Genomic DNA, 12633 nt, shown 5'->3' with positions numbered 1-12633 from the left:
GAAAAAACGCGCCCGCCGGTCCGTCTCCAGGACGCCGCGCGGGCGCGCCAGTCTGGCCGCGTCGCGTCAGGCGCGGCGGTCTCGATACGGGATGTCCTCGCCGCCGATCAGCACGCGCTCCATCACCCGTGGAAAATCGCCGTAGTCGCGGACCGCGTAGTGCAGGCCGGCCCGGTTGTCCCACAGGGCCACCGAATTGGGCCGCCAGCGGAAGCGCGCGTGGTGCTCCGGCTTCTTCACCTCGTCATAGAGCCGGGCCAGCAGCGCCTTGCTCTCCTCCGGCGCCAGGTCGACGAACCGGGGCTTGAGGCTGAAATTGATCCAGAAGATGTCCTCGCCGGTTTCCGGATGGGTGCGGATCGCCCGGTGGGCGACCAGCGGATAGCGCTCGCCCGACCGGGTCAGGGCGTCCTGGTAGTCATGGATGACGTGGAGGTCGTCGACCGCCGCCCGCAGGTCCTCGGGCAGGCCGCGATAGATCGCCCCGCCATCGGCCCAGATCGTGTCGCCGCCGACCTCGGGAATATGGACCGCCTTCAGCACCGCGCCGAACGACGGGTTGATCCGCCAGCTGGTGTCGGTGTGCCAGTGGTTCTCGCGGATGTCGTATTTCTTCAGCGCCTCGGCCGAGATCGGCTGCACCGCGCGGTGGGTGTCCACGCCGCCGGTTGGGTGGGCGTAGACCTCGCCGAAATTGGCGGCGAAGGCCAGTTGCTGGTCGCGGGTGATGTCCTGATCGCGGAAGAACAGCACCTTGCGCTGGAGCAGCAAGGCCTTGAGGGCGTCGCGCTGGGCGCGGCTCAGCGGCTGGCTCAGGTCGAGGCCGGTGACCTCGGACCCGATGGTCGGATTGATGTGGACGACGCCCAGCTTGGCGTCTTCGCGAACGCTGGTGGTGGTGGCGCTCATGGCCTCTCCTCGCCTGGCAGGCTCGACAAGCGGCTGGGGCAGCCGCGACCAGCGGCACCATGCTCAAGAACCGGCGACGGGCGTGAAGCAGTATTTCTTCGGCGGATTTCAGAGAAATCTATATCTTTCAAACGAATAGACCAAATCAGCGATGGTCATACGAACGGCCAGAACCGCCGCCGAGGCCTGGGCGGACCGCCTGGCTGTCAGCAAACTGACACGTGACGCCGCTAGTGCAGCGTTCGATGACCCCGAAGACGCGGTGAACGCGAGACGCCCTCCCATGGCCTGGCTACGTGATATCGACCGCTGGTTCGGCGCCCGCGTGCTGCCCTACGCGGCCAACTACCGGGCCTATGCCCGCAAGCTGACCGGCGACGAGGCCGACGCCGAGGACCTGGTGCAGGAGGCCTACGCCAAGGTGCTGGGCGTGGCCGAGTGGCGACGCCTGGAGACCCCGGAGCGGTTCGTGCTGACCATCATCCGCAACCTGGCCTTCGAGCGCTTCCGCCGCGCCAAGGTGGTGGCCATCCGCCAGATCGGGGTGCTGGAGATGGACGCCCTGCCCGACCCCGCGCCGGACGCCTATGCGGTGACCAGCGCCCGCCAGGAGCTGGACCTGGTGCTGGCGGCGCTGGAACGCCTGCCTGTCCAGTGCCGAAAAGTGCTGACCTTGCGAAAAATGCACGGCCTTTCGCCAGGACAGATAGCGGTTAGGTTGAACTTGTCCGTCTCTACAGTCGAGAAGCATCTGGCCAAGGGGCTGCGGCTCTTGACCAAGGCCCTGGCCGCGGGCGATGGCCGCAGTATCGAGAAACGATCGAGTTCATGGCGCGACCGGGCGATCAAGACAGAGAGCAACTGATCGCCCAGGCTTCCCAATGGCTGGCGCGCCTCGACGCCGGCCGCGCCACCGAGCAGGACCTGAACGCCTGGCGCGACGCCGATCCGCGCCGCGCCGCGGCCTTCGCCGAGGTGGCCCACGCCTGGACGCGCCTGGACGCCCTGCGCGACGCCGAGGACAAGCCCCGCCCGAAGATCAACCGCCGGACCTGGCTGACCGGCGGCGGCGCGGCCCTGGCCGCCAGCCTGGCGGGCGGGGCCTGGTTGGGGCGCGACGTCCTGCTGCGCGACCGCGTCGTCACCGGCGTGGGCGAGCGGCGGACCCTGGCCCTGCCGGACGGCAGTTCGGTCGAGCTCAACACCGACACCGAGGTGTTCTGGCGGTTCGACCGCGCGCGGCGGCGGCTGTGGCTGGCGCGAGGCGAGGCGGCGCTGACGATCGCCCAGGACCACCTGCGGCCCTTCGAACTGTTCACCGCACAAGGCCTGGCGCGGCTGGCCGCCGGCCAGTTCAACGCCCGTCTGCGCCCGGCGGGCCTGGACCTGATCGTCCTGGCCGGCCAGGCGGCGGTCGAGACCGCGTCCAGCCGCGCGGAGGCCCAGGTGATCGGCCCCGCCGATGCGCGCCGCGTATTGGAAATCACCGCCCGGCGCATCGACGTGGTCGATACGCCGGAAGCGCAGGTCCAGAGCGTCCAGGCCTGGCGACGCGGCGAGATCGTCTTCGAGGGCCAGGCCCTGTCGGCCGCCGTCGAGGAATATAACCGCTACCTGACCCGCAAGCTGGTGATCGGCGACGACCGCGCCGGCCGCCTGCGGCTGGGCGGACGGTTCCTGACCGGCGACCCCGACAGCTTCCTGGACGCCCTGCGCACGACCTTCGGTCTACGGATCATCGACGACGGATCGTCGCGAATTCTTCTTAAATCTCGATAGGGGTTTTCCCCGCCTCCCCCGTCTTGCCGTTCGAGACGCCGATCACGGCGATCAACGAATGGGGGCTATTGCGATGATCAAGACCTGGGGCCTGCGCATCGGCGCGGGCGTGTTGCTGGCCACCACGGCCCTGGTTTCCGTCGTTCCGGTCGTGGCCCAGGCTCAGGCGGCCGCGCGCGTCGAATTCGACATTCCGGCCGGCGACACCGCCTCGGCCCTCAACGCCTTTTCGCGCCAGGCCGGCGTCCAGCTGATGTTCCCCTACGACGTCGCCGCCCGCCACCGCACGGCGGGCCTGAAGGGCGCCTTCGGTCGCGAAGAGGCCCTGCGCCGGCTGATCGACGGCGGCGACCTGGAGATCGCCTCGGCTACCGCCCAGGTCATCACCCTACGCGAAAAGAGCGCCGGCCCTTTGGCCCGCCAGGACGCCGACCTGGTCGGTGAGATCATCGTCACCTCGCGCGCCGGCTCCGACGCCCGCACCCGCCTGGCCACCAGCTACGCCGTCACCACCATGAACGAAGAGTCGCTGCGCATGCGCTCGCCGATGGGCGTGGCCGATGCGCTGAAGGCCGTGCCCGGCTTCTGGGTCGAGGCCTCGGGCGGCGAGGCCAGCGCCAACATCCGGGCCCGCGGCATCCCGCAGGAAGGCTTCTCGGCCATCGCCCTGCAGGAGGACGGCGCGCCGATCCAGCACGACGGCGGCCTGGGCTACCTGAACGCCGACCAGTCGTTCCGCCTGGACGAGACGATCGACCGCATCGAAGTGGTGCGCGGCGGTCCCTCGTCGATCTTCGCCTCCTATGCCCCGGGCGGCACGGTCAACTTCATCACCCGCAAGGGCGGCGACACGCCCGAGGGCCTGGCCAAGCTGCAGGTCAGCGACTACGGCCTCAAGCGCGTCGACCTGTTCTACGGCGGCCCGATCGGCAAGGACTGGCACGCCTCGGTCGGCGGCTTCTGGCGCGAGGACGACGGCATCCGCGACCCGGGCTACACGGCCAACAAGGGCTATCAGTGGCGCGTCGAGGCCGGTCGCGAGTTCGAGCGCGGCAGCATCGAGTTCAACCTCAAGCACCTGGACGACAACGTCATCCTGTTCGCCGGCGTGCCGCTGAAGTTCAACGCCGCCGGCGAGCCCAGCGCCGCGCCTGGTTTCGACCCGCTGACCGGCACCCTGGCCGGTCAAGAGACCGCCCACCTGACACTGCGCGGCCCGACGGGGCCCTTCGACTGGGACCTGACGCGTGGCACCGAGGTCGAACTGACCCAGGCCACGGCGATCTTCAAGTACGAGCCGTTCGACGGCTGGCATTTCCAGGACACGCTGCGGTATCGGACCTCGGAGTCCAAGCGCATCGGCCTGTTCCCCAACACTCCCCTGTTGGGGACGGCGCGGATGGATCAGGTTCAGGCCGATCTGCTGAAGCTCAACAAAGCCACCAGCCTCGGCCAGGTCATCCCTGGCGCGGTCGGATTGCAACTGCGCTACAGCACCACCCCGGACCAAATCTTCCAGACCGCCGGCGCCGGCCAGAACGGCAACGGCCTCGTGCTCGACGGTTCCCTGCGCTACGTCTCCGTGCCGCTGGACGAGCTGATCAACGACGCCCGCGTCCTGCACAAGTTCGAGTTCGGCGACCAGACCCACGACGTGGCCTTCGGCGTCTACACCGCCCACGTGGAAGAGGCCTTCAATCGCTATTCGGCCAACACCCTGCTGGACGTGCGCGACAACGCCCGGCGCCTCGACCTGGTGGCCGTCGACGCCACCGGCAAGCCGATCTACAGCTTCACCGAGAACGGCATCAGCAAGTATGGCGCCGAGTTCGCCAACGGCGACGGCAAATCCAACACCGTCGCCCTCTACCTGACCGACGAGTGGAGCCTCACCCCCAAGCTGCGCATCGACGCCGGCGTGCGCTGGGAGAAGATCGAGTTCGAGGGCCGCAGCGAGCGCAGCGCGAGCAAGAACCTGGGCCAGTCGCCGACCCCGGCCGACGACGCCGTGCTTTCGGGAACCGGCGTCTACGACCGCCTGGACCGCAAGTTCGACCATGCTGGCTGGACCCTCGGCGTCGACTACAAGATCACCAGCCAGATGGGCATGTTCGGCCGCTTCACCTCGGCCTTCCGCCTGCCGTCGCTGGGCGACTACATCACCAACGCCACCAACGCCACGGGCCGGGTCCAGACCATGGACCTCAGCGAACTGGGCTTCAAATGGGTGACGCCGAAGATCGAGCTCTACGCCACGGCCTTCCAGACCACCTATGACAACCTCGGCTTCGGCAGCCTGGTGTTCAATTCGGCCACGGGCCTCTACGTCAACCAGACCAGCATTACCGACACCAAGACCCTGGGCCTGGAATTGGAAGGCACGGTGCGGCCGACCTCGTGGTTCGACCTGCGCTTCAGCGCCACCTTCCAGAACCCCGAATTTGGCGACTACAAGTTCGAGGAAGCCTGCACGGTCGCGGCGACCGACCCGACCTGCCAGGTCAAGCCGCCGGCTGTCACGGCCAGCCGCACGCGCGACTTCACCGGCAACCAGTTGGTCCGCGTGCCCAAGACCTCGTTCCGCCTGACGCCCGGGGTCAACCTGCTGGACAGCAAGCTGCGGCTGGAGGCCAGCGTCGAGCGCTATGACGACCGCTTCTCGGACGCCGCCAACACCTCGAAGCTGCCGGCCTACACCCTGGTCAACGCCACGGTCCGCTACGAGATCGCCGACGGGCTGACGGTCTACGCCTACGGCAACAACCTGTTCGACGAGCTGGGCCTGACCGAGGGCAATCCGCGCGCCGGCCAGATCATCAGCGGCGAGGCCGGGGCCCTGTACGGCATCGGCCGGCCGGAGTTCGGCCGCTCGTTCCGCGCGGCGCTGATGTACCGCTTCTAGTTTTCCATTCCCTTCCCCTCGACTGGGCGGTCGGCTTCGCGCCGATCGCCCGTTTTTTCTGGGAGCCGAACATGGTCCGGTGGCTGGCGCTGATCCTCCTGTTTCTGTCCACGCCCGCCTGGGCCCAGGACCGCAAGCCCGACCTGGTCCTGGCCGGACAGATCGTCGGCGCCGACAACCAGACCTACAAGCCGGTCGCCTTCGACGTGCCGCCGGGCGTGACCCGGCTGACCGTGGCCTTCGACTACGCCCGCGACCAGAAGACCGTCGTCGACCTGGGCCTGATGGACCCCGTGCGCTTCCGCGGCTGGAGCGGCGGCAACAAGCAAGGCTTCACCCTGGCGGCCGAGGACGCCACGCCCAGCTATCTGCCCGGACCCCTGCCCGCCGGCCGCTGGACCCTGCTGCTGGGCGTGCCCAACGCCCGGCCCGCCTCAAGCGCGTCCTATGAGGCCCGGATCTTCTTCGACCGCGATGACGGGGCCAAGGGCTTGCCCGCCGCGCCGCTCAAGGCCGCGCCCGGCTGGTATCGCGGCGACCTGCACATGCACACCGCCCACAGCGACGGTTCCTGCCTGACCCAGGCCGGCGTGCGCGCGCCGTGCCCGGTCTACCGCACCGTCACCGCCGCCGGCGCCCGGGGCCTGGATTTCATCGCCATCACCGACCACAACACTACCAGCCACTACGAGGCGATGGCCGAGCTGCAGCCGGCCTTCGACAAGCTGTTGCTGATCCCCGGGCGCGAGGTCACCACCTTCCAGGGCCATGCCAACGTCTTCGGCTCCACCGGCTTCATCGACTTCCGCCTGGGCGAGCCCACCGTGCCGAACATCAAGGCCTTGCAGGAGGCCGTCGCGGCGGCCGGCGGATTGTTCTCGATCAACCACCCAAGTTCGCCGTCGGGCGAGGTCTGCATGGGCTGCGGCTGGACCGCTCCGGGTACGGACTATGACGAGGTCCAGGCCATCGAGGTCGCCAATGGCGGCTCCGAACGCGCCCAGCACGGCGCCGAAGGGCCCCTGTCGGGCGTGCCCTTCTGGGAGAAGCAGCTCAACGCCGGCCACCGCATCACCGCCGTCGGCGGCAGCGACAATCACGACGCCGGCCTGGCTCCGGACGTGGCGGGCTCGGTCGGCCGGCCGACCACCGTGGTCCATGCCGACGCGCTCTCGACACCGGCCATCCTCGCGGGCCTGCGCGCCGGACGGGTGTTCATCGACCTCGACGCGTCAGGCGATCGCCTGCTGGACCTGGCCGCCAAGTCCGCCAAGGACCAGGCGGTGATGGGCGGCGTGCTGCGCGTCAAGGCCGGGGAAACCGTCGCCTTCACCGCCACCCTGGTCGGCGGCGACCTCAAGGAACTGCAGATCGTGCGGGACGGCGTGGTCGTGAACCCACCGATCGGACCGGACGGGACCTTCCGCCTTCCCGCCGGCAAGACGGCCAGCTGGGTGCGCCTGAACCTGCGCGACGACAAGGGACGCCTGATGCTGATCGGCAACCCGATCTACCTGCGTCCGCTCTGAAGACCGCGCCGACTAGCTGTGAATTCTCATTTGATGCCCTGCGCCTCCCCCCATCGTCATCCTCGGCCGCGCCCTTTCCCGAGGCGACATCAACTGTGCGTCGCGATCTAGGGTCGAGGTCTGCTCATCTGGCTGGTGCAGAATCCGTTCACGACCTTTGTTGGACCTTCTGAAAGGTCCGCTTTGGGTTGATCATACGCTGCACAGCGAGGCGTTACTTTAGTACTTTGCCCCACCTGACCGCTTTCGACTCCAATATATTGGCTGCAATCTTGAGGTTCTACCTTGACGCACCCTAGCAATTCCATGGCCGGCTAACACATCTTGCCACATTTCTTGCGGCGCGCTCAGCTTCCCGCTTCGCATCATTTGCTGCCTTTTCTGCAGCATTGGCCGCATCTCTTGCGGCTTTTGCCGCCGTATCTCCAACGTCTTGAACCGCTCGCTCAACGGGCTTCCCTGCCGCCATGGCAACTGCGGCGCTCGGAGAGATGAGATAAATTGGTATGTTGGTGCCGGGCACGTTACCTCCGGTAGCGTTAGTCACCTTGGCGCTAAAATCCCTAGTTTCCCGCCACACATCTTTCGTAAGCTCAATCGAAGGTATCAAGGTCGGGAGCAAAATCAAAAGGGGGTCTGATGTAAGCGCAGCCTGTAGATAAGCGTCGCAGCTGTATTTTCCCGCTGCGCCCGCGAGGGCACCGGTAAGCGGGTCGTCGCTAAATGCATTCGCGGTGGAGACCGCGACCACAATTTTGCAACCCACTGCAACGTCCGAAGCTTGCTTGGCCTTGATTGTATTAAAGAGAACCTTCTTCTCTCCAGGATCATAACTCGCAACTACTACAACGGGATCAGAAGGGTTCGCCTGATTGTAGACTTTTGTCAGGCACTGACGATCCCTCATTGTATAGATGTCGATTTCCGCTGGATCTTCGGTCCCTTTCAACTTCGCCATATACTCACGCGCCACGTCGCAAGGGATGTCGGACGGTGCCGCATACACACGAATATCACTAGAGCTCTGTTGCGCTCGCGAGGATGTCGGCACGGAAAGAAGCGCTGCGCAGCACGCTGCAGCGATGGCTCCCACCAGGTTACCGCTTGGCAAGCCAGCACCACTCTTCCGTAAAGACACACCCCGCGCATAAGGTGCAGAATTTTTCATAGCCACCCCCAGTTGTCGCTTGTCGATTAAGCCTGCTTCTGCTGAAGTTTCAATAGCGCCGGATAGGATGGGGGCCGGCCATAGCTGCGTCAGGCTCCAAACCATTTCAACGCGACCCCATCAGGCCCACGAACCGGACAGCCGTAGAACAAGTCCGAGGATAACGGGCGGTTGGGGGCGGTGGGGGGCGTTGATCATCCATCGCTAGCGCCGGTCACGGCAGGCGCGGCGCCCGTTCGAAGGCCGTGAACGCCCGCTCCAGTCGCCACTGAGCGCTGGCCTTGGGGCTGGCGGCCAGGACCTTGTCGCAGGCCGCGTCGGGCGTGGACGTCGCGGGATCGCGTCGGGCGCAGGCCGAGGTCCGCAGGCTGGCGCCGGGCAGGAACGCGTATTCCAGGCTGTCGCGGGCCATGGCCTTCAGGTCCTTGTAGCGCAGTCCCTGCTCGGTGGCGGCCCACAGATATTCCTGGGTCATGTCGCCGCGCGACACGCCCTCGTCATCGGTCGACAGCACCACCGGCACCCCGGCCCGGCGATAGAGCGCCAGGGGATGGTCGGCGCCCTTGACCCCCAGGATGCCGTCGTTGCTGGTCAGGTTGATCTCGACGGCCACGCGATCGCGGGCCATGCGGGCCAGCAGGGCCTGGGCCCCGGTCTCGTGGGCGATGTCCACCCCGTGGCCGATGCGCTGGGCGCCGGCGATCTCGACCGCCTCGCGGATGTGGAACGTCAGGTCGCGCGGCGGGGTCAGGCCCGGCGCCAGCTCGCCGGCATGCAGCGCCCGGTGCACGGTCGGATGGCGGGCGGCCAGGAACTGGAACATCCGCATGTGCAGCGAGTAGTCGGCGAGCGAGGTCGGGTGGTCCTCGGGGTTGACGATATTGACCCCGACGAAGCGCGGATCGGCCTCGACCAGGGCGAAGGCCAGGGCCATCTGGGCGAAGACGAAGCTGGGCGGCTGGGCCCGCTCGACGAAGGCCTGGTAGCGGATCTCGACCTGGCAGGGACCGTCCTTGGCCGCCGCGCGGGCGCAGTCCAGCCGGCGAGCGGCTTCGGCCTCGGCCACGTCCATCTCGCGACGGGCCGTGGCGATCGCTTCGGGCATCTTCGGCGCGAGAGCCGCCAGGGTTCCGGCGAAGTCACCGTTCCAGGCCGTGGCCTGGGCCTGCGCGCCGAAGTCGTGGAGCACGTTGGGGTTGGCCTGGCTCTCGACATAGCCGACGTGGTCGATGGCGGCGAGCTCGCGGGTCACCGCCAGCATCGGGCCGATGTTGTCGACGGCCGCCGCGCCGAACCGGCCGAAGGTCGAGAAGAACTGGTCATGGCCGGACGCCTCCGCGCCTTCCGCGCCGGGTGTGTAGTTGCGCATCGACAGGGCGTCGATGGCCTGGGCGTAGAGCGCCGGATCGCGCTGGGCCAGGCCCTTGGCCGGGACCTTGCCGAGACCGTCGCACGGGGCGCCCGCGATCGTCGGACGCGGCGTGGTGACGCAAAGACCGTCCTCGCCCGCCCAGGCCAGGAAATCCTCGGCATAGGGCGCGCCCCACAGGTGGTTGTGCAGGTCGCCGCCCTTGGGCATGGCCTGCAGGAACAGCCGCAGCTGGGCGCGGTCGTGGACGACGCCGTCGAAATAGGCCGCGGTCCGCGCCTCGGGCGTGACCCCGGGCTTGGCGGCGGCCAGGACCTGGCCGCCGCCCGACAGCAGCAGGACGCCGGCCCACGTCGCCAAGCCGATATATCTCTTCCCGCCCGCGGTCATCTCGTCGCTCTCCCCAACCTTCCCCTGTCCACCGTGATTTGCCGTGTTTGGCAAACGGCCGCGTCAGGCGACACAGAATCCATGGCGAGGCCGGCGCGATGTCGTCCAGCGGCGCCGTCCGGTTGGGCGCCGGGGCCGACGCCCCGGGCGGGAGCGCAATTCTCGCGTGCAAAGCCTTGCCTGACTGGTGTTTGCATGCGGCGAGCGCCGATAGAGAAGCTTGGCCGAGGCGACAGAAAAACTCGGTTTTCAATCCCTACTGAAAAGATAGGTGTTGCGCCGCGACGAATTGAAATCGGCGTCTCGCCCTTGGCTCCAATGGGGCCCAGGACCGTGCGACGCCGTCACAGGGGATAGTTCAGTGATCAAGCGCCTTCTCATCGGAACCGCGGCCGGCGCCATCGGCGCGGCCTTCGCGGCCGGGGCCTACGCCCAGGCGACCGACAACAGCGAGCTGGAGCAGGTGATCGTCACCGCCCAACGCCGCGAACAGTCGGCCCAGGACGTCGGCGTGGCTTTGTCGGTGCTATCGGGCGAGCAGCTCTCGGCGCGCGGCGTGACCAACGTCAACCAACTGCAGTACCAGACCCCCAGCCTGGAGGTCGTCCCGGCCTTCGGCGGCGGCCAGCCGCAGTTCCGCCTGCGCGGCGTCGGCTTCGACGACTACGCCACCAACAACACCCCCACCGTCGGCGTTTATGTCGACGAGGTCGCCTATCCGGTGCCGGCGGCGACGCAAGGCGTGCTCTACGACATCGACCGGGTGGAAGTGCTGCGCGGCCCGCAAGGCACGCTCTACGGCCGCAACACCACCGGCGGCGCGATCAACTTCATCACCAACCGCCCCACCGACCGGCTGTCGGCCGGAATCACCGCCGAGTACGGCCGCTTCGACAGCGCCAAGGTCGAGGGCTTCGTCTCCGGCCCGATCAGCGACACCCTGAAGGGCCGCCTGTCGGCCGTGACCGAACAGGGGGGCGCCTGGCAGAAGAACCGCATCACCGGCCAGAAGCTCGGCGACGCCGACCGCTCGGCCGTCCGTGGCCAACTGGACTGGACCGCGAGCGACAAGGTCGACGTGCTGCTGAACGCCCACTACGGCCGCGACAAGTCCGACGGTCAGGGCCTCTACCTGCTCAACGTTCCCGGCCAGGTCGGCGACACCCAGTACAACGCCACCGGCTGGGGCGTCTCCTCGACCTTCGCCGCCCTGGCGGGCGTGTCGCCCGGCGCCAAGCCGCAGCGCGACAACGAGTCGGGCGGCGGCTCGATCACCGCCAATGTCGACCTGGGCTTCGCCAAGCTGACCAGCATCAGTTCGTACGAGAAGCTCAAGCGCCGCGAACTGAACGACTGGGACGCCAAGCCGACCTCGGAATCCGACACCTTCTGGGGCAGCGACGTCGACGTCTATTCGCAGGAGGTGCGCCTGGCCTCCAAGGGCGCGGGACCGCTGAGCTGGGTCGCCGGCGCCTATTACAGCCACCAGACGCTGGACGAGTCGTTCCTGACCGACTTCAGCCAAAGCCTGGGCTTCATCACCAACACGTCCTATCGCCAGAAGGTCGAGTCGATCAGCGGCTTTGGCCAGGCCGAATACAGCCTCACCCCGCGCCTGAAGACGATCCTGGGCCTGCGCTACGAGCACGAAGAACGCGACCTGGAGAACTTCGCCACCAAGATCGGCGGCGCGCCGCTGTTCAATAACGGCGACCGCCACACCTCGCTCAACGAACTGTCGGGCAAGGCCGGGGTCGAATTCCAGGCCGACGACAACGTCCTGCTCTACGCCAATGTCAGTCGCGGCGTGAAGTCGGGCGGTTTCACCGTCTACAACTCGCCCCAGTCCGACCAGATCAACGCCTTCAAGCCCGAGGTCCTCTGGGCCTACGAGGCCGGCTTCAAGGGTGACCTGGCCCGCAACCTGCGCCTGAACGGCTCGGTCTTCTACTACGATTACCGCAACCAGCAGGTGCTGGGCGTGGTCATCAATCCCGCCAACGGCGCCATCGGCCGGATCACCAACGCGCCGAAGTCCGAGATCTACGGCGGCGAACTGGAGTTGCAGTGGACTCCGTTCCACGGCCTGCAGATCACCCAGACGGCCAGCTACAAGAAGGGCTCGTACAAGACCTTCGACGACGTGGACGCCAGCTCGGTGGTCAAGAACCCGGTCACAGGTCTCTGGACGGGCCAGACCATCGACAAGTCGGGCGTGGCGCTGGACTTCCCGCGCATCAGCTATGGCGGTACGGTCAGCTACACCTGGGCGGTGGGCGACTTCGACGTCCAGGCGGCCACCGACTACGCCTATCGTGACAAGGCGCCGTCGTTCCTCGGCGCGGAGTACACCGTGGCGTCCTATTGGCTGGCCAACGCCAACCTGACGATCCAGCCCAAGGACGGCCCCTGGAGCCTGGGCCTGTGGGGCCGCAACATCTTCAACGAGAAGTATGACGTGACCCGCAACTACTTCCTGACCTCGGCCAAGGTCGGGGCGGCCGGCCGCCCCGCGACCTATGGCGTGCGGGCCAGCTACGCGTTCTAATCTCGACCAGACCTCCGGACGGTCGCGTGGCCGCCCGGA

At 67.4% G+C, this 12633-nt stretch carries 8 protein-coding genes; 5 read left to right on the top strand and 3 right to left on the bottom strand.

What is annotated here, in order from left to right; translation table 11 throughout:
- Positions 1-66 precede the first annotated feature (66 nt).
- Positions 67-909, bottom strand: a complete 843-nt coding sequence (locus ASD79_RS04880) for a TauD/TfdA family dioxygenase (RefSeq protein WP_056719933.1) — start codon at positions 907-909, stop codon at positions 67-69.
- A gap of 283 nt (positions 910-1192) precedes the next feature.
- Here ASD79_RS04880 and ASD79_RS04875 point away from each other — a divergent pair, with 283 nt between their 5' ends.
- The 4 genes from ASD79_RS04875 to ASD79_RS04860 all read left to right on the top strand — a co-directional run bounded on the left by ASD79_RS04875 (position 1193) and on the right by ASD79_RS04860 (position 7119).
- Positions 1193-1774 carry an RNA polymerase sigma factor gene (locus ASD79_RS04875; RefSeq protein ID WP_056719932.1) on the top strand — a complete coding sequence of 194 codons (582 nt, stop codon included), beginning with the start codon at positions 1193-1195 and terminating at the stop codon, positions 1772-1774.
- Entirely contained in the window at positions 1738-2688 is a 951-nt protein-coding gene (locus ASD79_RS04870; RefSeq protein ID WP_056719931.1) for a FecR domain-containing protein, read from the top strand. Before ASD79_RS04875 ends, ASD79_RS04870 begins: the two co-directional genes overlap by 37 nt.
- A 73-nt stretch (positions 2689-2761) precedes the next feature.
- On the top strand, positions 2762-5590 hold the full coding sequence (locus tag ASD79_RS04865) for a TonB-dependent receptor (protein WP_056719930.1): 2829 nt from the start codon (positions 2762-2764) through the stop codon (positions 5588-5590).
- A 71-nt stretch (positions 5591-5661) separates the two neighbouring features.
- Positions 5662-7119: a CehA/McbA family metallohydrolase gene (locus ASD79_RS04860; protein ID WP_056719929.1), complete on the top strand. Its 1458-nt coding sequence runs from the start codon at positions 5662-5664 to the stop codon at positions 7117-7119.
- Positions 7120-7414: 295 nt separating this feature from the next.
- On the opposite strand, the gene ASD79_RS23715 is transcribed toward ASD79_RS04860, so the two are convergent.
- Positions 7415-8392, bottom strand: coding sequence for a hypothetical protein (locus ASD79_RS23715; protein WP_156400378.1), 978 nt, complete (start codon positions 8390-8392; stop codon positions 7415-7417).
- Positions 8393-8501: 109 nt separating this feature from the next.
- Entirely contained in the window at positions 8502-10046 is a 1545-nt protein-coding gene (locus ASD79_RS04855; protein ID WP_056719928.1) for an adenosine deaminase, read from the bottom strand.
- 361 nt (positions 10047-10407) lie between these two features.
- Here ASD79_RS04855 and ASD79_RS04850 point away from each other — a divergent pair, with 361 nt between their 5' ends.
- On the top strand, positions 10408-12594 hold the full coding sequence (locus ASD79_RS04850; protein WP_056719927.1) for a TonB-dependent receptor: 2187 nt from the start codon (positions 10408-10410) through the stop codon (positions 12592-12594).
- Positions 12595-12633 lie beyond the last annotated feature (39 nt).

Origin of the sequence: Caulobacter sp. Root655 (genome assembly GCF_001427665.1) — a bacterium.
Lineage (GTDB): Bacteria > Pseudomonadota > Alphaproteobacteria > Caulobacterales > Caulobacteraceae > Caulobacter.
This window is presented reverse-complemented; position numbering and strand designations above follow the sequence as displayed.